This window comes from Streptomyces sp. NPDC006384, from assembly GCF_042870695.1.
In the GTDB taxonomy this organism is placed as follows: Bacteria; Actinomycetota; Actinomycetes; order Streptomycetales; family Streptomycetaceae; genus Streptomyces.
Genome location: NZ_JBIAHR010000027.1, coordinates 39667 through 64978, shown reverse-complemented (window position 1 = coordinate 64978; position 25312 = coordinate 39667). Strand labels below are relative to the sequence as shown.

Here is a 25312-nt window from a genome sequence, read left to right as displayed (position 1 = left end):
CTCCAGGCGGTGCAGATGAAGAAGAGACTGTGTGCGGCGGGCGCCGTTCTCGGCGTCCTCGCCACGTGCGGAGCATTGCCGGCCCACGCGTCCCCGGCCCACGCGTCCCCGGCCCAGGCCTCCCCGGCCCGGACGCACCCGTTCCCACGGCCGGGCGGCGACGCCCTCCCGCTCGGCCCCTCCGGCCTCACCGAGACCCGCACCACGACGACCCTGCAACCGGGCGTCACCCTCACCCGCATCGTGCGCGGCGACGACGACCCGTCCCTGCGCTGGACGGTCGAGGTCGCCATCCCCGGCGGTGACTCCTCACCGGACCCCGACGCACCGCCGACCGCCCTGAAGGACAGGGCGAGCGCCGACGAACTCGCCGCCGCCCTACGGCGGGACGGCTTCCCGGCCCGCGTCGAGAAGGTGACGACGGCGAGGACGGCCGACTACGCGGGCGGCACCCTCGGCTGGCGGGTACGCGTCGGATCGTTCGACTCCCAGTCCGCCGCGACGGCCGAACGAGCACGGCTGAGGTCGGCCGGACACACCGGCTCCGCCGTGTTCACCGGCTGGGACGGCGAGGCCGGCGACCGCGGCCCCTGGCACATCGACGTGCTCACCATCGACCCGCGCACCTTCCGCGGCGGCCTGGAGGCGTCCTACGGCCCCGACATCGAGAACCGCGAGACCACCAGCGAACTGGCGGACGCGGCCGACGCGACCGCGGCGGTCAACGCGGGCTTCTTCGTCCTCGACCCGAAGGCGGGCGCACCCGGCGACCCCGCCGGGACCGGCGTCTACGACGGACGCCTGCTCAGCGAACCGGTGAGCGGACGCCCCAGCCTGGTCCTCCACGGCGACGGCAGACGGACGGACATCGTCCGCCACACCTGGCAGGGCCGGATCACCTCCCGCGGCACCACCCTCGCCCTGGACGGCGTCAACCGCGTACCGGGCCTGATCCGCAACTGCGGCGGCGGCGCGGGGGACCGGCCCACCTCCCTCCCCCTCCACGACGTCACCTGCACCGACCCGGACGAACTCGTCGCCTTCACCCCCGACTACGGCCGTCGGACACCGTCCGGCGAGGGCCTGGAGGCGGTACTGGACGCCCACGACCGCGTCGTCGAACTGCGCTCACCCCGCGGCGGACCGCTCCCGCCCGGCGGCACCTCGGTCCAGGCGACCGGCGGACGCGTCGCCGAACTGACCGCCCTGGCACGCCCCGGCGCCCGCCTCGACGTGAGGACCACCCTGCTGGACGACCGGGGCAGGCGCGTCACCCCGTCCCCCGGCACCGACATCGTCAACGCCGGCCCCGAACTGGTCCGCGACGGACGCCTCCACGTCACCCCGGCCACCGACGGCATGGTCCGCCCGGGCGACCCGAGCTGGTACTACGGCTGGGTCCACAAACGCAACCCGCGCACCCTCGCCGGAGTGGACGCGGCCGGCCGCACGGTACTCGTCACGGCCGACGGACGCAGCACCGAGGCCCTCGGCCTGAGCATCCTGGAGAGCGCCAGGATCGCCAAGGCCCTCGGCCTGCGCGACGCGGTCAACCTCGACGGAGGCGGCTCGACGACGATGGTGACCGACGGCAAGGTCATCAACGATCCGTCCGACGCGGCAGGCGAACGCCCGGTCGGCGACGCCCTGTTGATCCTGCCCCGGAGGCCCTGACCCGGCCCGGCCGCACCGTCCACGCAGCGACGCAGCGCACCGACCACAGGGAGCCGCCGTGCCCGCGACCACCGCCCCGCCCCTCCGATCCCGCGTCCTGCTCGCCCTCACCGTCCTCCTCGCCCTCCTCGCCCTTCTCGCACCGACCGTCCCCGCACTGGCCGCCACCGGTGAGCAGGCGAAGACGCCCCGCGCCCCCTCACCGCACGGCGCGGAGGTCGTCGCCGTCACCCGGGTCGCGGACCGGCAGGCCGACCTGTCGGTACGATCAGCGGCCCTCGGCGGCCGGACGGTCGAGGTCCGCTCACTGCCGATGCTGCGAAAGGCGCTCGCGATCGACCACTGAGCAGGCGCGCCCAGCCGACGGCGGTCTCCGCGTCGACGTCCGCCCGGGGACAACCACGCCCCCGCGCTGTACGTGCTCCGGCGCGCAGGAGCCGACGGCGGTGACGGGATCGTGGCGGTGCTCCCGGGCGCACGGACCGTGTGGGGGCGTTTCGGTCGCACTTCCTTCTTTTCCGCCAATTCAACAGAATGGCTATGTACATTCAATTTTATGACTGAACAACCCACTCCCGAAGCCGAAGCCGAAGCCACAACCTCCCGCCCCTCCCGCCGCGCGGTGATACGGGCGGCGGCGGTGACCGCCGCGGTGGTCGGCGTCCCGATCCAGGCGTGGACGGCGGGCGCATCCCCGGCCGTGGCCGTCCCCTCTGCCACCCCCTCGAGCACTTCCTCGGTCGCGCCCGAACTGCCCGCCGGGCTGGTCGCGTACCGCTCCCCCTACGTGAACTGGTCGGGAGAGATCACCCACAGCGGGTTATGGGCCTGCGCGCCGCGCACCGCCCAGGACATCGCCGACCTGGCCAACTGGGCCCACCGTGAAGGCTGGCGCCTGCGCGCACGCGGCAAGGCCCACAACTGGTCCCCGCTCACCATCACCGGCTCGTCCCGGCCGGACGAGCGCGTCCTCCTCATGGACACCACCCGCCACCTCACCGCCATGGAACTCGTCACGCCGCCACCCGGCGCGCCCGGTGCCGTCCGCGCGCAGACCGGCGTGCTCCTGGAGACCCTGATGGCCTTCCTCGCCGACCACGGCCTCGGAGTCACCAACACACCGGCGCCCGGGGAACTGACCCTCGGCGGCACCCTGGCCATCGACGCCCACGGCACCAGCGTCCCGGCCGTCGGGGAGGCCCCGCGCCCCGGACACACCTACGGCTCGCTCAGCAACCTCGTCCTCTCCCTCACCGCCGTCGTCTGGGACACCGGACGCGCCGAGTACGTGGTGCGCACGTTCCACCGGGGAGCCGACGACGAGTGCGAGGCGCTGGCCACCCACATCGGACGCGGACTGCTCACCGAGGTGGTGCTCCAGGCGGGGAAGGAGGTGCCGCTGCGCTGTGTCAGCCGCGTCGACATCAGCAGTGACGAACTGTTCGCGGCTCCCGGCAGCGCGGCGGCCGGACGGGGCAACACCTTCGCCGACTTCCTCGACCGCGCGGGCCGCGTGGAGGCCATCTGGTTCGCCTTCACCGACCGGCCGTGGCTGAAGGTGTGGAGCCTCAGCCCCGAGCGCCCCGCCACCTCACGACCCGTCAGCCACCCGTACAACTACCCGTTCAGCGACGTCCTGCCGACACCGGTCGCCCGCCTCGCGGGGCGCCTCGTCGGCGAGGGAGCCTGGTTCCTCGCACCCGAACTCGGTCTCGCCCAGTACACCGTGGCGGCGACCGGCCTGACCGCCACCCTCGCCACCGATCTGTGGGGCCCCGCGTACGCGCTCCAGTTCTACCTGCGCCCCACCACCCTGCGCGAGACCGCGAACGGCTACGCCATCCTGACCCGGCGCGCCGATGTGCAAAGAGTCGTCTCCGAATTCGCCGCCTACTACAGCGAACAACTCGAGTCTGCCGCGCTGCGAGGAAGTTACCCGGTCAACGGTCAGGTCGAGATCCGCGTCGGAGGACTGGACAGGCCCGAGGAGTCGGCGGCCCCCGGCGCCCGTCCGCCACTGCTGTCCGTCGTCCGGCCGCACCCCGACCACCCGGAGTTCGACTGCGCGGTGTGGATCGACGTGCTCACCCAGCCGACCACACCCGGTGCGCACGCCTTCTACCGCGACCTGGAACGCTTCCTGCTGCGCACCTTCGACGGTGATTACGCGCTCGCCCGCGTCGAGTGGTCCAAGGGCTGGGGGTACACCGACACCGCGGCCTGGGCCGACCAGGAGGTCATCGGCACCGTGGTCCCGGCCTCCTACGGGCGCGGACAGTGGGCGGAGGCGATCGGCATCCTCGACCGCCTCGACCCCCACGGCGTCTTCGGCAACGACTTCACGGACCGGCTGGTACGGGTGTGACCCCGGGGCCTGACGCATAACCCCCCGAGGCCTGGCACATAACTCCCCGGGGGCCATTGGTTCTACGGCATGTGTCCTTCCGAGGCCACCTCTTCGGCCTCCTCCAACGCGTCGGCTGCCACCTGTCGCAGCTCGCCGACGAACGACGAGGCGGACCTGCGCAGGAAGGAGAGCACGGCGTCGGAGGAATCGGCCAGTTGGGGAATCAGATAGCAGACCTCGCGGAAGTACTCGGCGTCCACACCGTCCGCGTACCGGAGCAACTGGGGGAGCACGGCCAGGATCTCCCTCCTGCAGTAGTCCGCGACATCGACGGACCCGCCCTCCACCGCGGCGCGTACGCCGGCATTCCGGGCGTTCAGCACGCACTCGAGGAGGCTCACGGCCTGCGGTGTCAGCGGCTCGCCCGTCCGGGCACGGGTCGTAAGGGCGTCGACGCAGGGAGCGGCGGCGCTGTACAGGTGTCCCTGGTTGGCGACCTGGCAGTACAGGACCCCCTCTGCACGGGCTCTTTCCGCGGGGTCCTGCCCGAGAAGCCGGTCGAGATACGCCGGCAGGTCGGCCGCCGGAACGCTCAGCGTCTCCAGGCTGCGCCAGTCCCATGTGTTCGTGAAGGCCATCGCGTGCCGCTCTCCCATCCTTACGCCGATCCCCGGACCCGGTGCCGTCTCCTCGGAGTACTGGACGATCCAGACACCGGCCTTCTTCCCATCGTTGGCGGCGACCAGAGCGAGCGCCTTGTCCGCGCACCGCGGCCGCGCGCCGGGGCCCGGAGGTAGGGTCGTGGCTGATGCATCGGCATGGAGGAGAGAGGGCCGAGGATGAGCGGGACAGTATCGGCGGTCAGCAGCAACGGCGAGTACTCGTTCACCAAGCCGAACCGGGACAGCATCACGCTGCTCGCCGGACTCGGTGTGGAGGGGGACGTCCACGCCGGCGTGACGGTCAAGCACCGCTCACGCGTCGCCCAGGACCCCACCCAGCCGAACCTGCGCCAGGTCCACCTCATCCACGAAGAGCTCTTCACCGAGGTCGGCGCGGAGGGATTCGAGGTGACCCCCGGCGACCTCGGCGAGAACATCACCACCCGTGGCATAGACCTGCTCGGCCTGCCGGTCGGCACGCTGCTGCGCATCGGCGACGAGGCGGTGCTGGAGGTGACCGGCCTGCGCAATCCCTGCGTACAGATCGACAACTTCCAGGACGGGCTGCTGAAGCAGGTCGTCGGCCGCGACGAGGCCGGGAACATCGTGCGCAAGGCCGGGATCATGAGCATCGTGAAGGAGGGCGGAACGGTGCGCCCCGACGACACGATCGCAGTGGAGCTTCCCGACGGCCCGCACCGGCCCCTGGACCGGGTCTGACCGACGCGGCCCCGGGGCCGGGCGGTGACACCAGGGCGTCGGCCTCCGGCAGCATGCTGCTGCGGACGTCAGTCCTCGTCCGGTACCGCGGTCGCCCCGTCCCGGCCGCGCATCCGGTCGAAGACCGGGTTGGCGGCGGAGACGTCACGCTCCATGACGTCGGCCTCCTCGGTACGGCCCTCCGCCCGGAGGGCGCGGATCACGTCGTGGGCCACCGCGGCCTCGTTCCACTCGTACGAGCCGGACCTGTAGATCTCCAGCGCGGCGTCGAAGTCGGCATGGGCCTCCGGGTACCGGCCGAGTTCGCGGTAGGCCACGCCGCGCAGGTGACGCGCCATGGCGCCCGCGTAGGCGTCACCGGCCGCGGCACAGGCGTCCACGGCGTGGGTGAGCGGCGCCTCGGCGTCCTGGGGACGTCCGGCACGCAGGTGCAGCCAGCCGACGTCCCGCTGGGTGTGCGCCACCCACATGCCGTTGCCGAGCTGCTCGAACAACGCGATCGCCTCACGGGCGGTGGCGGCGGCGTCGTCGAGCCGTCCCAGGCCGGCGAGGACGCGGATACGGGCGTTGTTCACCCGGCCGATCCACAGCCGCTCGCCCATCGGGCCGAACAGGCCCTCCGCCCTGCTGTAGCAGTCGAGTGCCTTCTGACGCTCTCCCATGAGCCGGTAGATCTTGCCGAGGGCGTACTCGGTCGCGCCCTCCCAGCGGCGGTCGCCGAGGAGCCTGAAGTCGTCCCTGGCCGCCTCGAGCAGGGGAGCCGCCTCCGCCGGGCGGCGCAGATAGCCCAGTGTCTCGGCCAGGGTGCGCCGCAGACGCGCCTGAGCCCTCAGGTCACCTGTCCGTTCGGCGAGGCGCAGCGCCTCCCGCTGGCTCTGCTCGGCCAGTTCGGGTTTGCCGCGCCAGCGCTGCAGCTCGCCCAGCAGCTCGAGGGACCCGAGGGTGTGCCAGGAGTCGCCGGCCGCACGGAACCGGTCCACCGCGGCCGTCATGCGGTCGAGGGCGGTGCGGTAGTCGCCCTTCACCGAGTGCGCCCGGGCGACGAGCACGGTGTCCCGGGCCCGTACGGAGCTGTCCGCCGCGTCGTCGCCGTCCGAGGCCAGGTCGTCGTCGTCCGGATTCAGGAGGGAGAGCACCCTGTCCGGGTCGCCTGCCGTCAGGGCGGCGCTCGCGCGTGCCCGGCGGAGACCGGCCAGCACCCGCGGCCGGGTCTCCCCGGGAACGTGGAAGATCCAGTCGGCGGAGTTCGGGGCCAGAGTGATGTCGTCGAGGAAATACGACAGCGCCTCCCCGATCTCCGCCGCCACGGTGTTCAGCCCGAGGCTGCGGGCACGGTCGATCGCCCAGAGGAGACGGTCCTGCTCCGCGGCGACCCACTCGGCGGCCGTCGTCGGCGAGTCGCGCAGGTCCAGCACGCGTTCGGGATCGACCTCGGCGCGCAGTTCCGGGGCGCGCTGGGCCGCCCAGTGGACGACGGCGTCCCGGTAGGCTCTCACCAGGCGCTCCTCCAGAGCGTTCCGTTCCTCGGGCGGCAGTTCCTCGTACCGGCGGGCGGCGAAGACACGGATCAGGTCATGGATGCGGTAACCGCTCTCGGCCCCGCCGTCCCCTTCCCCGTCCAGCGTCTCCATCATCGCGACCTCGACCAGTTCGTCGCCGGCCGCGAGACCGGCCCCACGGGTGGCCGCGAGCCGGGCGAAGTGCCAGTCGGTCAGCCGGCCCGCGGGCAGGGAGGCGAGCATGGCGAAGGAGGAACGCGTGGCCGGCGTGAGGCCCTGGAAGCTGAAGACGAGACAGGCGGCCAGGCTGCGGTTCTCGAACTTCAGATGGTCCAGGCGGCTTCTCTCGTCCTCCAGGAGCGCGCGCATGCGGACGAGACTGGAACCGGAGCGCTGCTTCAGCTTGCAGCCGACCAGCCGCAGGGCCAGCGGGAGGTTGCCGCAGAAGCGGACGATGTCCATGGCCGCCTCCATCTCGGCGGCGATCCGCTCCTGCCCCGCGTAGTGGGCGAGCACGGCCAGCGCGTTCTGGTCGTCCGGCAGGTGCACCGGGATGGGCTCCCGCTGGGTGGCGCTGTTGAGGGAGAGCACCCGTCGGGAGGTGACCAGCACCGAGCACCCGGCGCCGGTGGGCAGCAGCGGCTCGATCTGATCCGTACCGTGCGCGTTGTCCAGGAGGATGAGCAGCCGCTGGTCGGCGGTGAGCGTACGGAACATCGCCGACCGGTCGTCGACGGAGTCCGGCAGGTCCTCCCGCGCCACATGCAGACTGCGGAGCATGTGGCCGAGGGCGTCCGCGCTGCTCCTCGGAGTCGCCTCGTCCCCGTGGAGGTCGAGGTAGATCTGGCCGTCCGGATAGGCGTCCTTCACCTCGTGCGCGGCATTGAGCGCCAGGGCCGTCTTGCCCACACCGGGCGGACCGTGGACGACGACGAGCTTCGACTGCCTCTCGGTACCGCTCGACGGGAGCGTGCGATTGCCGGGCGCGGACACGTCCCGGAGGTAGGTGAGCAGACCGTCCAGGACGGTGGTGTCGCCCGCCAGTGTCTCCCTGGTGGGCAGTTCACGGGGCGGCAGCACCTGGGCAGGGGCCGGTACCGGGGCCGGGGGCGCGGCCGCGGCACGGTGGGCCCTGAGCGTCCCGTACGCCCCCAGTCCCGCCGCGACCAGGGCCGCGCCACCGCACACGGCCCAGGCGGTCCGGCCCTGGAAGACATCGAAGATGATGTCACCGGTGAGCCCCAGTCCGGCGACCACACCGGTCGCAGTGGCCACCAGCAAGGTGTTGCGCCGTGCGGCGATTTCTCCCGACACGCAGCCTCCCCCGAGCTTCGCGGACATCCGATCGTATCGGCTCCGGTCGGTGCCGTGACCACCCACCAGCACATCGGAACGACTTCACACCGAGACGCACAGTTCTTCGGGCCGTCGTCGGCATCCAGCACAACTCGTCGGCTCGCATGCCGAGTTGCCTATGCCCTCCGCGGCCGCCGCACGACGGGTGCCACGGCTCTGCCGCCCCTGACACCCGGCTGCCCCGGCCAGCTCGAGATCTCCACAGAGCGTGAGGAGGCCGACGGGTCGTTCCGGCGCCCTGCGGGCAGGCGCATGCGTCGGGACTCCGAACCCCACGGGACTGGTCGACTGCTTCCGTCCGGGCTGTCGCCGACGGACCCACTTGGCGGGGCACGCGCGTCGAAGAGCTGGGCGAGGCGGGTGCCGCGCGGAGCGGAGGTGAAGGCCATGGCGAACTCGGTGGAATCCGCCGGGTGTGCCGGAGAACGGAGAGGGGATGTGCATGCGGTCGGCGTGGTGGCGATGCCCGGCCCTCCGGGGGACGTCCGCGTCACGTGCAGAACGCGGTGTCCACGGCCGCCACGACCGCCTCGGCGGCCTTCTCGTCGTCGCCGAAGGTGCCCGGCAGCGCCGTCACCGCGAGCCCGACGGCACGGCCGTCGTCCGTGGCGCCCCCGCGGGTCTCGAACCCGTCGATGTCACCCCCGTGCCCCCAGTACACGCCGCCGCAGCTCAGCGGGACACTGATGACGCCGAGCCCGTACCGCCACCCCGGGAACACCGGGGCGTCGACGGTCCTGCGCATCTCGGCGAGCTGCTCGCGGGGGAGCAGCCTGCCGTCGACGAGCGCCCGGGAGAACTTCGCCAGATCGCTCGGGGTCGAGATCAACTGGCCCGCGGCGCCGCCCCAGGAGGGATCCATCTCGGTCGCGTCGACGACGTTCCCCTTCTCCCGGTCGCCGATCGCGTACCCGTGGGGATGGGGGCCCTTGATGGACTGGTCGCCCGGCTGCGGCCAGTAGGTGTGGCGCAGTCCCGCCCGCCTGATCACGCGCCGGGTGATCTCCTCCTGCACGGGGCGCTCCGTCACCCGCTCGATCAGCAGGCCCGCCAGCAGGTAATTGGTGTTGCTGTACTCCCACTTGGCGCCCGGCGCGAACTTCGCCGGATGCGCCAGCGCCGCGGCGAGCAGGTCGTGCGGGTGGAAGAACCTGTGCTGCACCTCCTGGAAGTTCTCCAGGCCGATGTGTTCGGTGTAGTCGGGGAGCCCGCTGGTGTGCTGCAGCAGTTGCCGGACGGTGATCATCCTGCCGTCGATGCCCTCGCCCCGCACCACACCGGGCAGGTACGTCTCGACCGGCGCGTCCAGCTTCACCTTGCCCTCGGCCACCAGTTGCAGGACGACCACCGCGGTGAAGGTCTTCGTGTTGCTCCCCGCCCGGACCCGGCCGTCGTGGGGCACGGGGACCTGCCGGCCCAGCCGGGAGGAACCGGCCACCAGGGACCTCTCGCGCCCGTCCTTGCTCACCCAGGCCAGCGCGGCCGGGAACTTCTCCTCGCGCACCAGCGAGTCGAGGCTCCCGCGCAGCGCCCCGTCCTCGGTGGGACGGCTCACCGACGCGCTGGTACCGACCACGGCGGTGGTGGAACTCAACAGCCCCACCACCGCCGCGACCAGCAGTCCTCCGCGCACCTTCGAGGTGGTCCTCGCCCGCATCGCGTGCTCCTTCTCGGCTCTCCGCCCGGATCGGCACCAGCCATGCTGTCCGCCCTCCGGCACGAAGGTCACTGCTGCTGACCACCGGATCACGGGTGCACCCAGCACCACCCCGAAGGTGAGGTGACCCCCACCGGACCCACCGGACCTGCCGTTCCCTGCCGATGCCGTGGCCGTCGCGGTGAAGCTCGGTGAAGCGCGGTGAAGCGCGTCATTTCCCGGCCGGGGCGGGGGCGCGGGGAAGGCGCAGCTCGAAGCAGGCTCCGAGGGTGCGGGGGAGGAGGGTGAGGGTGCCCCGGTGGCGGTGGGCCAGGTCGCGGGCGATGGCGAGGCCCAGGCCGGTGCCGCCGTGGTCGCGGGAGCGGGCGTCGTCGAGCCGGACGAAGCGTTCGAAGATGCGCTCGGCGTCCTCGGGAGGTACGCCCGGTCCGTCGTCGTGCACCGTGAGGACGACCCGGGCGTCCTGCTCCCGGACGGTGATCTGGACGCGGTGCGCGGCGTGGCGGGCGGCGTTGTCGACGAGGTTGCGCAGCAGCCGTTCGCACTCGTCGGGGTTTCCGTGCACGAGTGCGGGGGCGGTGCTGTCGCAGGTGAGGTCCAACGGGCGTTCGGGGAGGGGGTACTGCTCGACCAGCCGGGAGGCGAGGGCCGACAGATCGACGGTCTCGAGGCCGGCCGCGGGGGTGCGGGTGTCGAGGCGGGCGAGGAGCAGCAGGTCCTCGGTGAGGGCGTGGAGGCGGCGGGTCTGCCGTGCGGCGGTGGTGGCCGCGGCGGGCCAGTCGGTGCGTTCCGGGTAGGCGAGCGCGACCTCCAGACTGGCCAGCATCGTGGTGAGGGGGCTGCGCAGTTCGTGGGCGGCGTCCGCGACGAAGCGGCGCTGCTGGGCGGCGGCGTTGTCGAGGCGTTGCAGGGTGGTGTTGATGGTGGTGGCCAGGGCGGTGATCTCGCGTCCCGTGGCGGGGACGGTGACGCGTTCGCGGGGGTTGCTCGCGGTGACCGAGGCGGTGAGGACGCGGATGGCCTCGACCGGCCGCAGCGCGATCCGGACGGCGAAATAGGCGACGGCGGCGATCAGGACGAGGCCGACGAGCCCGGCCCGCAGCAGCAGGCGGTCGGTGGTCTCGGTGATCGCCTCGGCCGTGTCCGGAAGCTGCACCACGTAGACCCGCAGCGTGGCGTCGGTGCCGACGCCCAGAGCGGCGGCCTCGTCCCTGCTCAGTTCACCGGCCCAGATGTCGTCGTACAGGACCGGGTAGGTCCCGCCGGCCAAGTCGGAACCGTTCCCGGTGCTGGTGCTGGTGCTGGTGCTGGTGCTGGGGCTGTGGTCGCGGAGCACCGGTATACGGAGGGGACGGATCGCATAGCCCCATTCGGCATCGTCGTGCGGTGGTGGGGCGGTGAGCGCGGAGGGGGCGGGCAGCACATGGCGGGCGCCGGGACCGAAGTCCTCCATACCTCCGCCGGAGGCGACGGCGGTGCGTCGGCCGGTCGCGACGACCTCGTAGGGGACGGCGCTTCTCCTACTGGGAACCGACCCCTCCTTCAGCTGATCGACGAGGGCGAGGAGGCTTTTCCGGGCCTGTACTTCGGCGATCTGCGTGCTCTGGCGGTAGGCCTCGTGGTGCACCCACCAGCCGATGCAGGCCAGGACGACGGCGGCGGCCGAGGCGACGGCCAGGGCCGTGCGGGCCCGCACCGAACGCGGCCACCGCAGGCGCCGCGGCTCAGTCGCGTTCACGGTCGTCCACCAGTCGGTAACCGATACCCCGTACGGTCTGCAGGGACTTCCGGTGGAACGCGGCGTCCACCTTCTTGCGCAGCGCGCTGACGCGCGCCTCCACCAGGTTGGGGTCCAGGGCCTCGTCGGGCCACGCGTGATAGAGCAGATCGGCCTTGGAGACCGCCTGGCCCGCCCGGCGGGCCAGCAGCTCCAGCACGGCGAACTCCCGGGGGGTGAGTTCCACCCGGGTCCCGGCCCGGCGGCAGACCCGGCCGGCGACGTCCAACGAGAGGTCGCCCACGGCGAGGACGGGCGGGGCGACCTCGGTGGCTCGTCTGACCAGGGCCCGCAGCCGTGCGACGAGCACCAGGTAGGAGAAGGGCTTGACCAGGTAGTCGTCGGCCCCCGTGTCCAGGGCCTCCGCCTGGTCCCAGTCACCGTCCTTGGCGGTGAGCACCAGGATGGGGGTCGCGTTGCCCTCCCGGCGCAACTGGGCGCAGACCTTGTAGCCGTTGAGCCCGGGCAGCATCAAGTCCAGTACGACAAGGGCGTATTCGCCGGTCCGGGCCATCCACAGTCCCTGCCGGCCGTCATGGGCGAGGTCGACGCTGTAGCCCTCCGCGGTCAGACCGGTGTGCAGGGTGCGGGCGAGGTCCACCTCGTCTTCGACCACCAGGATGCGCATGCGGCCCAGACTCGCACAGCACCGGCCCGCCTTCCTGACCGGCCGGTCAGGTTGGATCAGCAACCGGTCAACGAGGTCCGGGCACGCTGGCGGAGTCTCCTCACCGCCGCTGAAAGGCCCTGTCACCGATGCCCGTTGCCGAACATGTCCCCGCCGCGGCCAGAACGCCCTCCCCTCCCGTACCTGTCCGACGACAACCACCGGGTCCGCCCAGGGCCGTCGTCGTCATCGCGCCCTTGGCGCTGACCCTCGCTCTGGGGCTCTGGGGCATCCGCAGGAAGAACACCCTGTGGGGGGACGAGGCCGTCACCTACCAGCTCGCGCACCGCGACCTTTCGCAGATATGGCACACCGCCCAGCACATCGACCTGGTCCACGCCCTCCACTACGCCGTGATGCACGGGATCTTCGGTCTCTTCGGCGGAGGGCTGCTGACGCTGCGGCTGCCGTCCGTGCTGGCGATGTCCGCGGCGGCGAGCGGAGTCGGGCTTCTGGGACTGCGCCTGGCGGGACCCCGTGCCGGGCTGCTGGCCGGGCTGGTGTTCGCGCTCCTTCCCCAGGTCCAGAAGTACGCGCAGGAAGGCCGCTCGTACGCCATGGTCTGCGCCCTGGTCACCTGGGCCACCTATGCGCTCGTGGCCGGCGTCCAGCATCGCACCCGGTGGCGGTGGGCGGTCTACGGCTCCACCATGCTGTCGGCCTGTCTGCTCCACGAGTTCGCGGTTCTCGCCCTCGTCGCACATGGCGTCACCCTGCTCGTCTCCCGTGTTCCACGGCCGGTGCTGAAGGCGTGGAGTGTGACTGCCGCGGGTGTGGTGGCCGGGCTGTCGCCGCTGGCGATCCGCAGTGCGGGACAGTCGGAGCAGGTGGCCTGGATCGACGGACCGGTGCGGCTTCCCGATGTCCTGACCGTGGCGGTCGTGGGAGTGGCGTGTGCCCTGGCGCCCCTGGGGACGAGGGGACCCGTGCGGCTCTCCGCGCTGGCCGTGCCGCTCGTCGTGCTTCCGGGCCTTCTGCTGCTGATCGCCTCACTGGTCAAGCCCCTCTTCGTCGACCGGTACGTGCTCTACAGTCATGTCGGGATCGCCCTGCTGCTGGGCGCGTGGACGGACCACTTCCACCGGCGGCACCGGTCTTCCCGCTGCACGTGGATCGCGGCGGTCGCCGTACTGGCCGCGCTCGTCCCGCCGAGCCTTGCGCTGAGAACGCCCCAGAGCCGGAGCAACGACGCCACCGCCATCGGCGCCGCCGTACGCGAGGCGGGCCGCCCCGGCGACGGGCTGCTCTATCTCTCCGGCCAGCACCGGCTCCTGACCGCGGCCGACCCCGAGGACACCCGTCTCCTGACCGATCTCGCCCTGGCACAGGACCCCGTTTCGTCGCACACACTCGCAGGCGTCGAGCTTCCCGCCCGGGAGATCGCGGCACGCATGCGGGAATTCGACCGGATCGTCGTGGTCCACGCGGCGAAGGCGCACTCGCTGACCGGCCCGCAGGAGAAAGCGAAGACAAGCACCCTGCGCCACCACTTCCGCGAGCACGGAACAACCCGTGTCAACGGAGCGCGAATCACCGTCTACGTCCGGAACCACGACACGTCTCCGAAGGCCGCTCCCGGCTCCGACAGCCCGGGAGCGAGCGGCGGGGCGACGAGGTGACGGCGACGGTGCCGCGGCTCGGCGAACTGCGGTTCCGTGGCCGTAGTGGAGGCCCTCGTGACAGGGCGGACAGCCCTGCCCGGCCGCCCTACAGGCCCCTGACCACCACGCGGTCGCCGCACAGCTTGCGCAGGTCGTCCTCGTCGGAGGCGAAGACTGTGACCGGCCCCGGCTGTCGCAGGGCGACGGCGGCCAGGGCCGCGTCGATGGCGTACTTGGGCGTGCTTGTGCCCGTGCAGACCCGCCTCTTTGAGTCGTAGGCCTCGATCAGGAACAACGAAGTGGTCATGACACGGGTGTCGATCCAGTGGGCACCCTTGAGAAGGGGCCCGGGGATGTACGCCGGGCCCATCCACGCGCGGTCTGTCCCGGGCCCGGGAGGATCACATGCAGGGGGTTTTACCTCCGCCGCATCGCCCTCACGCCGATGGCCACGCACAGTCCGGTCGCCAGACAGAACACGACACCGAACCAGGTGAGCGCATCATCGACAAAGGCCAGGAGTACACCCGTGATCAGGAAGAACCCGAGACCGGCGGCGGTCGCGCGATCCTTGGGCAGGCGGACGCACAGGCCCCAGACGAAATAGAAGACAGCACCGGACAGGGCGACCAGGTTCCGGATCAGCACCCACTGGCCGGGATCAGCGGTCTCCTGTTCCGTCCCCCTGGCGGCCAGCACCATGGCTGAGAACCAGTACACCAGGGGAACCAGGCACCCACCCGTCCATCCTGCGTCCCGCGGTCTGAGAGAACGGGCTGCGGCCCACCGCCGGTACCGCCGATACCACTGCGTCGGCCGCCGCTCCGGTGGGGACGGGGTCGGCGACGGACGTCGAGGCACCCGGAGACGACGGGCCGCGGGTCGCGTCTCGGGCGGGGGCGCTCCGTAGTAGTTGTTGATGTGGACACTGCCGTACTGTGACGCGTACTGGACGCTGCTCCCGTCGGCGCGGAACTCCTGCTGGCCGCCAGGCTCCTGGCTCACCGCGGCTCCTGCGGTGCGTGATGGTTGACGTAGACGTTGCCGTGCTGGCTGACGTACTGGACCGCGTGATCCTGGGCGTGCACCGACTGCCGTGCGACGTTGCTGGTCTCGGGCAGGCCGGCCTGTACGCGGTCGATCAGCTCCCGGAGTTCGGCCGCGGCCTCGGGGTTGTCCTCGAGGAAGTCGCTCAGTCGTGCGGTCCAGCCGATGACCAGTTCCTGACGCGCCCCTTCCCGCTCGTGGTCGGGCCGCTGCTCCAGCTGTGCTGCCATGCCGTCCAGCCTGGTGGCGATGCTCAGCTCCCTGCTGTGATCTCCGCGGCCCAGCAGCCTCGTGAATCCCGACTTCACGGACTGCCAGGCGTCCGTCGCGGCCGCACCCACCAGAGCGGTACCGCCTGCGGCGGCCAGCCATGTCACGCTGTCCGACATCGTCCCATCCCCTGGATCGTCCCGAGTGGCTCATGGGCAGGCCACTCCTCACGTGAGGCACAACCCGGCAAGGGGCGGGGAGGTCACGCTCGGGTTTCCAGGAAGCGGACCGTTCACGCCGCTGGCGCCGGCTGCCGGGTCCGGTTCACGAGCCGCTACAGGTGAACCGCGTTGGTCCGGGCGAGACGCGCCTTGATGAACGCGTCCATCAAGTGCCTTTTTCTGCTCGTGAGTTCGGCCAGTCGCACCGGGCGGCGGGCGAGGTCCCGTTCCTCGATGGTGGCGCAACCGGGACATCACCCAGGGCCGTACGAGCGATGACTTGCTGCTCTTGGATGCCCTGGTCGGCGTCAGAAACCGGTCGGCGGTGCGGGGAGCGGCTGCGTGCAGCCTGCACGTCAGCTCGGCTGCCCGAGCCTCCCCCGAAGCAGACGGCGCTTTTCCTCGCCGTACGTGTCCAGCCCTGGGTACGGAAACCGGCCACGCCGGGTGAAACGGCATGACCGACGGCGAGAGCGGCCTGGTCGATCCCCCGTGCTCAATCAATGTCCCCGGTCTCCACAAGACGGGTCATGAAGGCGGCGACGACGCGCGGACGGGGAACGTCCGGGACAGGGGTGTCAGGGAGGCCGGCCTCTACGCCCCACTCAGTGTTGAACATGACGGTCGTGCCCGCCGGTACCACGTTGTTCCTGAGCCAGAGGACGAAGCTTGCTGCGGACAGGGGGGTGCAGTTCTTGACGGACACACCTTCGGGTGACAGCAGGGCCATGCCTTCGATCTGTTCGTCGTCCAAAGTGATCCCGAAGTGCATCGACGACCCGGTGACGGGCCCGTCGGTGCCGTCGTCGACACGGACGAACGCTTCAGGGTTCCGCTCACGCAGCATCGCTTCCAGGCCCTCGTATGTCAGACCCCAGCTTTGCCCCTCCGGCGGGGCGAAGATGTACATGGTGCGGAGTTCGGCGATTTCGTCCGGTTCCATCATGAGCGGTGCTTCCTCTCCGACAGGTGGTGGTGTCAGGGGACGTCGCGAGTGCTGCCCGTGACTCCGTAGCTGCCGTCATGATGCGCCGGCCTCGCCGGTTCACCCATTTCCACTGAACAGCCGAGGACAGGACAGGGCAGAACAGGACAGGTCAGGCCGGGTGCGGTGCACTCCGCCCAGATCGTCATGCCGGGCCCGCCCGAGGCACGGGGAGCGCATCCCCAGCGGTCGGCCAGCGCCTCGACGAGGAGCAGACCGCGGCCCGCCGTCGCCGTCCTCCGGTACGGCCGTGGGAATGCGGGGGGAGGCGTTCGCCCCGCGTGTCGGTGGCCTCGATCCGGACGGTGCCGGTGGCCGGGGCGGCGGTGAGCCGAACTACGAAGTCCCGGCCGGCCACGTGCCCGTGCCGTACAGCGTTGCTGCACAGCTCCGACGCGATGAGCGTGACGGCGTCGTGCGCGTCGCTGCCGTACGGGACGCCCCAGGCGTCGAGCCGGTGCCCGCACAGCCGCCGGGCGAGACGCGCACCGCGCGGGGTGGAGTTGAAGCGCATCGTGAACTCGTGCACCGTAAGAGGTGATCGTGTTGCGGCCATGGGCTCACAGTGGCGTTGTGTGCCCGCTGTGACCAGCGGCGACGTACTGACACCGGACTTTCATACGTGGTGCGTGCGGGCGCTGTACGAGACGGTACCGGGCAGTGGTTCCAAGGCGGCGCGGCGCTGCACGTTCCACCACACAGGGATTTCCGGAACTACCCACCCGCGCCCAGGCTGACTTGACGCTCATTCAGCTCGGCCGTTCTTCTGCCACCGCTGTCGACAAACAGGGGGGGCGCTGGTGAGCCAGTCGGATCTGAGGGCGCTGTTCCGCTCGAACGACCCTCCGCGCCCGGTCCCGCTACATGACGCACTCCACTCCCGTGGGGTGTGCGGATCCCGTAGCTCGATGCTTGTGCTTCCAGGCGCGGCCCGGATGACGAAGAGCGCCCCCTCGGCGGCTTCCTGTTCGTTCCCGGAACGGGCAGATCAGTAGGTAGGGGATCTTCGTGTGCGCGTAGGCGTGTTCCCGTAGTTGACGTCTTGTCAGTTGCCTGACATAACCAGGGATTCGTGTTCATGACACTTCCAGGGGGGAACCGTGTCGCCCAGCACGTACGACTGGCTGGTCCAAGCCGTCTCGGACTTCGGCCGCGCATGCAGGATGAAGCTTGCCGGTGGTGGCGGACAGGAGGCCGCGATACGTGGCCCACTGGAGAACCTGCTCGCGGCGGTGGGAAGCCATCACTCCCTCTCCGAAGTCACCTGGCACGACGAGGTCGAACTCCGCGACCTCGGTGTGCGTCCGGACTACGCCGTGCGCGTCGACGGAGTGGTCAACGGCTACATCGAGCTGAAGAAGCCCGGACTGAGCGTAGATCCCGAGGCATTCACCCGCCGGAACCGGGAGCAGTGGGAGAACCTACGCGACCTGCCCAACCTCCTGTACTCCAACGGCACGGAGTGGCGCCTGTTCCGCCACGGTGTGCAGCTCGGTGAGACGGTCCGCTTCGTGGGGTCGCTGAAGACCGCCGGCGAGAAGCTCGTGCCGGCTGATCCCGCCGCCTTCGACACGATGATGCAGGTGTTTCTGCTCTGGGCACCTCCTCCCATCCGCCAGGTCTCCAGGCTGGTCCAGCACGTCGCTCCGCTGTGTCGACTCCTCCGTGGCGCTGTCCTTGAACAGCTCGCTGCCGAAGCCAGGTCGACCGATGAGGACGGCTTCGCGCAGGCTCGTCCCTTCTCTGGGCTGAAGAGCGACTGGCGCAGGCTGCTTTTCCCTTCCGCGGACGACGTGACCTTCGCCGACGGATACGCGCAGACCGTCACCTTCGCGCTGCTCCTGGCCCGTGTTGAGGGCATCGACCTCACACAGGTCAGCCTCCACGAGGTCGGCCGCAAGCTGGATGCCGACCACGCACTGATGGGCAGGGCGCTCCAGCTCCTGACCGACAACGTCAACGAACGCTTCGAAGTCACCCTCGACCTGCTGCGGCGCACGATCAGCTGTGTCGACTGGGAGAGCATCCGCCGGGGCAACCAAGACGCGTATCTCCACCTGTACGAGGACTTCCTCACTGTGTACGACGCGGGCCTGCGGCAGAAGAGCGGCTCGTACTACACCCCCCGCGAAGTGGTCGAGGAGATGGTCCGCCTCACTGAGGATGTGCTGCGCAGCCGCCTCGGGAAGGCGAAGGGCTACGCCGAGGACGACGTGCGGATCGTGGATCCGGCCATGGGGACAGGGACCTTCCTGCACACGATCATCGAGCGCGTGGCATCGCAGGCCGCCGAACGGAGCGGGCCGGCGATGGCCAGGGACGCCATAACGCGGCTCGCCCGACGACTGTTCGGTTTCGAGCTGCAGATGGGCCCTTTTGCGGTCGCCGAGATGCGTGCCTCGGATCTGCTCAAGAGGCACAACGCTCCGTTGCCCGAGCGCGGCCTCAATCTCTTTGTGACGGACACCCTGGACAATCCGTATGTGGAAGAACAGGAGTTGGCCTCGACGTACGAGGTTCTCTCCATCTCCCGCCGACGTGCGAACGAGGTGAAGGGGAAGACACCGGTCACGGTGGTCATCGGCAATCCGCCGTACGACGACAAGGCGGAGAACCGCGGCGGGTGGGTGGAGAAGCGCCCCAAGGGCCAGGAGCCTCCGCTGCTGGACGCCTTCCGTCATCCGGGCAACGGCCGGTACGAGCACGTCCTGAAAAACATGTACGTGTACTTCTGGCGCTGGGCCACCTGGAAGGTCTTCGACGCCCATGAGGCCGATCAGCACGGCGTGATCTGCTTCATCACACCGTCCGGCTTCGCTACGGGGCCCGGCGGGCGCGGCATGCGTACCTACCTGCGACGGACCTGCGACGAGGGCTGGATCATCAACCTGAGTCCTGAAGGACAGCGAGCGGATGTGAGCACGCGGGTCTTCCCGGGTGTTGCCCAGCCGCTGGCGATCTGCATATTCGTACGGCGAGCCGACACGGATCCCGACCAGCCTGCTCGCATCCATTACCGGGCGCTCTCGGGGAAGCGGCAGGAGAAGTTCAGGCAGCTGAAGCAGATCCGGCTGGACGACGAGGCATGGCGGGACACACATGACGCCGATGTGCGCCCTTTCACCCCGGCAACCCAGTCGGGCTGGGAAGATTTCCCTGCTCTGGATGACCTCTTCCCGTGGGGCAGCCCAGGTATGAAGGCCAATCGGTCATGGGTCAGTGCGCCGTCTGCCGAGACCTTACGCCGCCGCTGGGCCCGGCTGATCGGGGAGGGAGAAGCGGCAGAGAAAGCCGACCTGCTGAAAGAAACGCGAGACCGTACGCTCCACCGCCGGGTGGTCCCACTCCCAGGTCAGTCCGGCAGCGCCACAATCGCGGAGGAGACTTCCATCCGGCCTCGCCTGTGCCGGATTGCGCAGCGTAGCTTCGACAGGCAATGGCTCATCGCAGACAGTCGGGTCATCGACTTTCCCCGCCCCGACCTCTGGGACGCGATGAGCGAGGACCAGCTCTTCCTGAACCAGCAGTCCTCCCAGGTGATCGAGTCGGGTCCTGCGGTCATGGCCACAGCGCTCATACCGGACACCCATCACTTCAACGGGCGTGGTGGCCGCAGCATGCCGATCCTCCACCCGGACGGCTCGGCCAATGTCCCCGCGGGCTTGCTCGCCCACCTGAGCTCCGTCCTCGAACTGGACGAGGTCGCGGTCCAGGACTTGGCCGCGTACACGATTGCCGTTGCCGGCCACTCGGCTTTCACCACGCGGTTCACGGAGGAACTGCTGACCCCCGGCGTACGGATCCCCCTCACCCGGAAGCGCGAGACCTGGCTGAAGGCAGTAGCACTTGGCTCTGAAGCTGTCTGGGCGCTCACCTACGGTGAGAGAGCCGTCGCCCCCGAAGCCGCCCGTCCACTCAAGGATGTTGAATTCCAGACCGGCGACCCACGTCAAGTTCGCTATTTGACCCACATCGGGGCGACGCTTCCTGAGAAGTTGCACTACGACGCCGAGACCGAAACGCTGCACGTCGGCGAGGGCTCGTTCAGTCCCGTCCCCGAAGCGGTGTGGAGCTTCGATGTCGGCGGGATGCCGGTTATCCGGAAGTGGTTCGGCTACAGGAAGGCCTCACCGAACAGCAAGAGGACAAGCCCGCTGGATGACATGCACGTCGAATCATGGCCCGGCGAGTGGACGGAAGAGCTTGTCCAGTTACTTTCGGTCTTGCGTCGTTTGACCGACATGCTTCCCGCTCAGCGGGATCTGCTGACCGAAGTCCTGTCCGGTCCCGTTGTCACGGAGGCTGAGTTGAGAAGTGAAGGAATCCTGCCTGTCCAGGAGGCCGCACGTAAGGCCCGGCGCGTCAGCGCTCTTATGGAGGGTCTCTTCGGCAACGCCGACGGTGATTGATCAGCCGAGCCATTAAGCGGTATGTGTGCTGCTGATGGCTTCCTGCAGATTGCAGGCTCCCTGCGCAAGTCTACGGAGGGAGCCTGCAATCCGTTGCTGGTCCAGAACCTTCTCCTCGTTCTCCAACGCGTCGGCGAACGCGGCCACATCGGCCAGAAGGACCATCGCCTCTTCATGCTCGGCTCGGTGGAAGAACGCAGCCCCCAGCGCGGTAGCTGCCAGCGTCTCGCCGGTTTTCTCGATCAGCCCCATCCAGATGAGTGCCGAGGCGTCTTCGGTGACTTGTCCTGAGGAAAGACCACGTGCAGCCATTGCCTCCGGCGTCGGAGGGGAAAGCGGCACCAGCATCAGCTCCCTGAGAAGGGAGTACTGGGTCGGGGTGAGTGCGACATCCGGAACGAGCATGCGTTCATACCTAGCATGCCGTCCGTGCCCGGAGGTAGCGGAACGCGTCCGGCACCACGCGGTCGAAGCGCAGAACCAAGGGAACGCCGCTGCTAGCGGCGGAGGCGCTCGGCGACGGTCCCGGCCACCTCCTCGAGCCACTGGCGGACGCTGACTTTCGTCATGCGCCGCCGCTGTCCTCACCCTGGAGCGGCAGCGCCGTAAATGCTCAGTAAAGAGTCTGTCTGCGCCATGGCGGCAGGGACACGGCGAGAGAGTCAGCCGCTTCAGATGCCCGCCTCGACCAGGAACGGGCTGGGCTTGCCCGACCAGGAGACGTACAGGCTGTCGCGGGCCCGTGTGCAGGCGACGAAGAGCAGGCAGCGTTCGGACATCATGTCCGTCTCGTGCTGCTTCGGGTCCACCTCCGGGGGCGTGACCGCCTTCGGGAACGGCAGTGCCTCGTCGTTGACGCCGATGACCGCTACGCAACGGAACTCCAGCCCCTTGAAGGAGTGCATGGTCCCGACCCGTACAGTCGTGGTCTCCCCGGCGGCGTCGGTGGCGCGCAGCGTGGCTGCCGGGATGCCCGCGTCCTTGAGGCGGCCGACCGCCTTCGCGCACGTCTTGTTGAACCGGGCGCTGACCCCGATCTCCCCGGCGCCGACGCCCGCGTCCAGCCACGCCCGCACCTGGGTGACCAGCGCGTCCAGTTCCGCCTCCTCGGTCTTCGCCGGGTGCACGGTCGGCCCGTCGCCGTGGAGGGCGGAGCGGTAGCCGAGCAGGGTGTCGTCGCGGTTCTCGTCCTCGAGCTGGGCGATCGGGCGGCCGATGAGCAGCGCCGTGGACCAGCGCAGGATCTCCTGGGTGCTGCGGTAGTTCTTGCGCAGCTTCACCGACCGCCCGGTCACCCTGATGCCGAGCGACTTCAGGGACACCTTCGAGTCGTAGATGCGCTGGTGGGGGTCGCCGGCGATGAACAGATCGTCCGGGCGGGCGGGGACGGCCGCCCGCAGCAGACGCCACTGCGCCGGATGCAGGTCCTGCGCCTCGTCCACCACGATGTGCCGGTAGCGGGGCCCCGTCTCCTCCAGCAGCCGGGCCGCCTCCACGCACGTCTGCAGCCAGGTGCGGCACCCGTCCGCCGTGAGATCGGCCGTGAACCGCTCCACCGTCCGCCACACCAGCGGCCGCTCGGCCGCGGCCAGCCGGCTTCCGCGGCCCCGCCGGTCCGCCGCCTCGTACTCGGCCAGGGTCCCGATGCCCTGCGCCAGGATGACGTGCCGGTACTCCTGGGCGAGGAACTGCGCGCTGCCGGTGAAGCCTGTCGCCTTGGCGGCCTTGCCCCAGCGGCTCTCCTCCTCGTTGCTCATCAGCGGTCGCAGCGTCACCGCGCCCGGCGCCTCCGCGACGACGCGGCTGGCGAAACCGTCCACCGTCGAGATGTCCACGCGTTCACGCAGCTCCGGATCGTCCACCAGGGACTCCAACCCGGAGCGCAGCGCGTTGACGAGCGCGTTGGTGTACGTCGTCAGCAGGATGCGGTCGCCGTCCCGCAGGTGTCCGAGCAGGTGCTTGACCCGGTGCAGGGCGACGACGGTCTTCCCGGTGCCCGGACCGCCGGTGACCTGCGCCGGCCCCGAGTACGACGCCCGGTACGCCACCTTGCGCTGGGAGGGGTGCAGGAAGACCCGCCAGGCCGCGAACGGCTTCTCCAGGATGTCCCGCATCTCCTCGGGAGCCGTCACCAGGGCGATACGCGCCCGGGTGTGCTGGATCGCGGTCTCGTAGTCCCGCGTGTCCACGGGCTGCGTGGACGCCTGCAGCGCCGGCGCCACGATGTCCCGCCAGACCTCCTCCACCGTGCAGCCCGCGGCGAGGTACTGCAGCACCTCCCGCTGGTCCTGCGGCAGCAGCGGCGCGAAGACGTCCAACTGCTCCTGGTCGACCAGTGTCCGGGCCTGCCGCAGCGTCTCGTCGTCGATGCCGAGCGCCTTCAGGTCCCCGTCGGAGAACTTCGCGAACAGCCGCGGTTTCGGCGACGCCTCGGCCACCCGCTCGTAGGCCGGTGTGATCTCCTCCAGGGTCGCCGCGTCCCGGATCTCGACGGCCCGCGTCACCTCGTTGATGCTGGCCTTCTGCTTCATCGCCCAGGAGATGGCCTTGTCGTGCGGCATCACCCGCAGCAGGACGAAGGTGTCCCCGGAGGGCGGCGCGAGCACCACACCGCGCCAGAACTGGTCGATCCGGATCGTCCGGATCTGCTTGTCCCTCGCCTTCACCAGGCTCTCCAGTTTCAGCCCCTGGTCCTTGAAGAGCTGGTCCAGAGTGAGCCGGCCGAACTTCTCCCAGGCGTCGAGCACACCCTTTCTGACCGGGGGCTGGAGCTTGGGGAGTTCGGCGAAGAAACCGATGTCGAAGGCGAGCTGCGGCATGCGGAGATCCTAGTGCCCGCGCCTCCCTCGGCGCGGGCGAAGGGCAGGTCAGGGCAGGGAGCCGGCGCTGTCACCGTCGAGATCCAGACGGATCACGGCCAGTGTCTCGGCCACTTCGACAGTCAGCTCGTCGTCCGGGCCGAACACCACGCACAGGTCCGCGTGCAGCGGTTCCAGGACGTCGAAGGCCTCCGCCGCCCGCTGTTGCGCGAGGAGCAGCATGCCGATGTCGCGGCGCAGTTCCACCGCATTCTCGCTCACGTCGCCGTCGATGGCGCGGACGGTCTCCAGGACGCCGTTCAGTCCGGCCAGTGCCTCGGTCACCTGACCGAGTTCACCGCGGCAGCGTGCCGCCTGAGCCCGGCACTCCAGTGCCTCCTCGCTGCTCTGACCGCTCACGCGCCCGTAGGCGTCGGCGAGCGTCTCGAACTCCGGCAGCGCGGCCCGGTGGTCACCGGCCAGCTGTCGGCTGACCGCCCGCCACGAACGAAGCCGTAGCACCGCCTTGTTCTCCGAGCCGAGGGACCGTGCGGCCGGCTCGATCAGCTCACCCACCACATCGGCGGCCTGCGCGTACCGTTCCTCCTCCATCAGGGCCACGTAGTGCGCGTGGACCTCGCGGATCTGCTCCCGCAGCGCCTCTCGCTCGGCCGCGGGCACGACGGGCGGCGCGTCCGGGCCGACGGCGGGCGCTGTGGACTGGGAACCGCCCGCGGCACCGGCGCGCGAGCGGGGCGCGTAGGGCCGGCGGAAGACCCCGGTCGGGTCGGGCGCCCCGACCGGCCCCGCCTCCTGCGGGGCGGACTCCTCGCCGGGCACCGGCAGGAAGGGCCGCAGCCGCTCGTACACCTCCTGCACGTCCGCCGGGCGTGCCTCGGGTGCCTTGCGGAGGAGATGCAGGACGAGTTCCTCCAGGCCCTCCGGTACGTCGGCACGCAGCTCCCGCAGCGGCACCGGGGCCGCGTTGACGTGCTGCATCATCAGCTGCCACTCGCTGTCACCGCTGAACACCGGACCGCCGCAGAGCAGTTCGTGCAGCACGCAGCCCAGCGCGTACAGGTCGGTGCGCGGCGTGACCCGCGCGCCGCGCACCTGCTCCGGCGCCATGTACTGATGCGTCCCGATCGGACTGCCCGTCGCGGTCAGCTTGGTGACGTCCGTCCGCAGGATCGCCGCGATGCCGAAGTCCAGCACCTTCACCGTGCCATCCCGGGCGACGAGGATGTTGCCCGGCTTCAGATCGCGGTGCACCACCGGCACGTCGTGCGCGTACGACAGCACCGTCGCCACCTGTGCCGCCACGGCCACCGCCCAGCTGACGGGCAGCGGATGGTCCGGGTGCACGTACGCGGTCAGCGGTACGCCGTCGACCAGCTCCATCACCAGGAACAGCTGCTCGTACGACTCGTCCAGCACCGCGTCGTACACCTGCGGCACGCCCGGATGCTGGATCCGCGCGGTGACCCGTGCCTCGCGCCGGAACCGCTTCTCGAACTCCTCCGCCAGGTGCGGCGAGGTGACGGCCTGCGGACGGATCAGCTTCACGGCGACCGGCCGGTCCAGTACGGCGTCGTAGCCGCGCCAGACGTCTCCCATACCGCCGTGGTTGAACTGCTCGAGGAGTTCGTAACGCCCCGCGATCCGTCGTACGTCCGGCACCT

17 protein-coding genes and 2 pseudogenes are annotated in these 25312 nt (G+C 70.2%); 6 read left to right on the top strand and 13 right to left on the bottom strand.

Going from position 1 to position 25312, the window contains the following annotated elements:
• Positions 1–15 precede the first annotated feature (15 nt).
• The 3 genes and pseudogenes from ACFYOJ_RS29930 (at position 16) to ACFYOJ_RS29920 (ending at position 4039) form a co-directional block, all read left to right on the top strand.
• Complete coding sequence (locus ACFYOJ_RS29930) at positions 16–1674, top strand: phosphodiester glycosidase family protein (protein ID WP_356555309.1); 1659 nt, start codon at positions 16–18, stop codon at positions 1672–1674.
• Positions 1675–1732: 58 nt separating this feature from the next.
• Positions 1733–1984 (top strand): annotated as a pseudogene (locus tag ACFYOJ_RS29925) (esterase family protein); the annotation flags it as partial.
• A 246-nt stretch (positions 1985–2230) separates the two neighbouring features.
• Entirely contained in the window at positions 2231–4039 is a 1809-nt protein-coding gene (locus tag ACFYOJ_RS29920) for a cholesterol oxidase substrate-binding domain-containing protein (RefSeq protein WP_356555311.1), read from the top strand.
• A 62-nt stretch (positions 4040–4101) separates the two neighbouring features.
• Here ACFYOJ_RS29920 and ACFYOJ_RS29915 read toward each other — a convergent pair whose 3' ends face one another.
• Positions 4102–4659: a hypothetical protein gene (locus tag ACFYOJ_RS29915; RefSeq protein WP_356555312.1), complete on the bottom strand. Its 558-nt coding sequence runs from the start codon at positions 4657–4659 to the stop codon at positions 4102–4104.
• A 201-nt stretch (positions 4660–4860) separates the two neighbouring features.
• On the opposite strand from ACFYOJ_RS29915, the gene ACFYOJ_RS29910 reads away from it, so the two are divergent.
• Positions 4861–5403: an MOSC domain-containing protein gene (locus tag ACFYOJ_RS29910; protein WP_356555314.1), complete on the top strand. Its 543-nt coding sequence runs from the start codon at positions 4861–4863 to the stop codon at positions 5401–5403.
• A gap of 68 nt (positions 5404–5471) precedes the next feature.
• Here ACFYOJ_RS29910 and ACFYOJ_RS29905 read toward each other — a convergent pair whose 3' ends face one another.
• The 4 genes from ACFYOJ_RS29905 to ACFYOJ_RS29890 form a co-directional block, all read right to left on the bottom strand.
• Positions 5472–8216 (bottom strand): tetratricopeptide repeat protein, encoded by a 2745-nt coding sequence (locus ACFYOJ_RS29905; protein WP_356555316.1) that lies wholly within the window; start codon positions 8214–8216, stop codon positions 5472–5474.
• A gap of 532 nt (positions 8217–8748) precedes the next feature.
• Positions 8749–9915, bottom strand: coding sequence for a serine hydrolase domain-containing protein (locus ACFYOJ_RS29900; RefSeq protein ID WP_356555318.1), 1167 nt, complete (start codon positions 9913–9915; stop codon positions 8749–8751).
• A gap of 211 nt (positions 9916–10126) precedes the next feature.
• Positions 10127–11653, bottom strand: a complete 1527-nt coding sequence (locus ACFYOJ_RS29895; RefSeq protein WP_356555320.1) for a HAMP domain-containing sensor histidine kinase — start codon at positions 11651–11653, stop codon at positions 10127–10129.
• Positions 11640–12320 carry a response regulator transcription factor gene (locus tag ACFYOJ_RS29890; RefSeq protein WP_356555321.1) on the bottom strand — a complete coding sequence of 227 codons (681 nt, stop codon included), beginning with the start codon at positions 12318–12320 and terminating at the stop codon, positions 11640–11642. Before ACFYOJ_RS29890 ends, ACFYOJ_RS29895 begins: the two co-directional genes overlap by 14 nt.
• Positions 12321–12448: 128 nt before the next feature.
• Between ACFYOJ_RS29890 and ACFYOJ_RS29885 the strand changes: the two genes are divergently transcribed.
• Positions 12449–13978, top strand: coding sequence for a glycosyltransferase family 39 protein (locus tag ACFYOJ_RS29885; protein ID WP_356555322.1), 1530 nt, complete (start codon positions 12449–12451; stop codon positions 13976–13978).
• A gap of 88 nt (positions 13979–14066) precedes the next feature.
• Here the strand turns inward: ACFYOJ_RS29885 and ACFYOJ_RS29880 are convergent, their stop codons facing one another.
• The 5 genes and pseudogenes from ACFYOJ_RS29880 to ACFYOJ_RS29860 all read right to left on the bottom strand — a co-directional run.
• Complete coding sequence (locus tag ACFYOJ_RS29880) at positions 14067–14267, bottom strand: hypothetical protein (protein ID WP_356555324.1); 201 nt, start codon at positions 14265–14267, stop codon at positions 14067–14069.
• 110 nt (positions 14268–14377) lie between these two features.
• Positions 14378–14662, bottom strand: coding sequence for a hypothetical protein (locus tag ACFYOJ_RS29875; RefSeq protein WP_356555325.1), 285 nt, complete (start codon positions 14660–14662; stop codon positions 14378–14380).
• A 299-nt stretch (positions 14663–14961) separates the two neighbouring features.
• A complete protein-coding gene (locus ACFYOJ_RS29870) occupies positions 14962–15396 on the bottom strand; it encodes a hypothetical protein (RefSeq protein ID WP_356555327.1) in 435 nt (144 codons plus the stop codon).
• 538 nt (positions 15397–15934) lie between these two features.
• Entirely contained in the window at positions 15935–16384 is a 450-nt protein-coding gene (locus tag ACFYOJ_RS29865; RefSeq protein WP_356555328.1) for a hypothetical protein, read from the bottom strand.
• Between the two features lie 167 nt (positions 16385–16551).
• Positions 16552–16937 (bottom strand): annotated as a pseudogene (locus ACFYOJ_RS29860) (ATP-binding protein); the annotation flags it as partial.
• 586 nt (positions 16938–17523) lie between these two features.
• Between ACFYOJ_RS29860 and ACFYOJ_RS29855 the strand changes: the two are divergent.
• Positions 17524–20832, top strand: a complete 3309-nt coding sequence (locus tag ACFYOJ_RS29855; RefSeq protein WP_356555330.1) for a type ISP restriction/modification enzyme — start codon at positions 17524–17526, stop codon at positions 20830–20832.
• Between the two features lie 12 nt (positions 20833–20844).
• On the opposite strand, the gene ACFYOJ_RS29850 is transcribed toward ACFYOJ_RS29855, so the two are convergent.
• The 3 genes from ACFYOJ_RS29850 to ACFYOJ_RS29840 form a co-directional block, all read right to left on the bottom strand.
• Positions 20845–21237 carry a hypothetical protein gene (locus tag ACFYOJ_RS29850; RefSeq protein ID WP_356555331.1) on the bottom strand — a complete coding sequence of 131 codons (393 nt, stop codon included), beginning with the start codon at positions 21235–21237 and terminating at the stop codon, positions 20845–20847.
• 266 nt (positions 21238–21503) lie between these two features.
• A complete protein-coding gene (locus tag ACFYOJ_RS29845; protein ID WP_356555333.1) occupies positions 21504–23651 on the bottom strand; it encodes a DEAD/DEAH box helicase in 2148 nt (715 codons plus the stop codon).
• A gap of 48 nt (positions 23652–23699) precedes the next feature.
• Positions 23700–25310, bottom strand: a complete 1611-nt coding sequence (locus ACFYOJ_RS29840; RefSeq protein ID WP_356555335.1) for a serine/threonine-protein kinase — start codon at positions 25308–25310, stop codon at positions 23700–23702.
• Positions 25311–25312: the final 2 nt, after the last annotated feature.

Coding starts and splice junctions, on each gene's coding strand:
- ACFYOJ_RS29915 (WP_356555312.1), bottom strand. CDS start 4,659: ATGGCCTTCACGAACACATGGGACTGGCGCAGCCTGGAGACGCTGAGC.
- ACFYOJ_RS29920 (WP_356555311.1), top strand. CDS start 2,231: ATGACTGAACAACCCACTCCCGAAGCCGAAGCCGAAGCCACAACCTCC.
- ACFYOJ_RS29910 (WP_356555314.1), top strand. CDS start 4,861: ATGAGCGGGACAGTATCGGCGGTCAGCAGCAACGGCGAGTACTCGTTC.
- ACFYOJ_RS29870 (WP_356555327.1), bottom strand. CDS start 15,396: ATGTCGGACAGCGTGACATGGCTGGCCGCCGCAGGCGGTACCGCTCTG.
- ACFYOJ_RS29875 (WP_356555325.1), bottom strand. CDS start 14,662: ATGGTGCTGGCCGCCAGGGGGACGGAACAGGAGACCGCTGATCCCGGC.
- ACFYOJ_RS29930 (WP_356555309.1), top strand. CDS start 16: ATGAAGAAGAGACTGTGTGCGGCGGGCGCCGTTCTCGGCGTCCTCGCC.
- ACFYOJ_RS29890 (WP_356555321.1), bottom strand. CDS start 12,320: ATGCGCATCCTGGTGGTCGAAGACGAGGTGGACCTCGCCCGCACCCTG.
- ACFYOJ_RS29880 (WP_356555324.1), bottom strand. CDS start 14,267: ATGACCACTTCGTTGTTCCTGATCGAGGCCTACGACTCAAAGAGGCGG.
- ACFYOJ_RS29865 (WP_356555328.1), bottom strand. CDS start 16,384: ATGATGGAACCGGACGAAATCGCCGAACTCCGCACCATGTACATCTTC.
- ACFYOJ_RS29900 (WP_356555318.1), bottom strand. CDS start 9,915: ATGCGGGCGAGGACCACCTCGAAGGTGCGCGGAGGACTGCTGGTCGCG.
- ACFYOJ_RS29885 (WP_356555322.1), top strand. CDS start 12,449: ATGCCCGTTGCCGAACATGTCCCCGCCGCGGCCAGAACGCCCTCCCCT.
- ACFYOJ_RS29850 (WP_356555331.1), bottom strand. CDS start 21,237: ATGCTCGTTCCGGATGTCGCACTCACCCCGACCCAGTACTCCCTTCTC.
- ACFYOJ_RS29845 (WP_356555333.1), bottom strand. CDS start 23,651: ATGCCGCAGCTCGCCTTCGACATCGGTTTCTTCGCCGAACTCCCCAAG.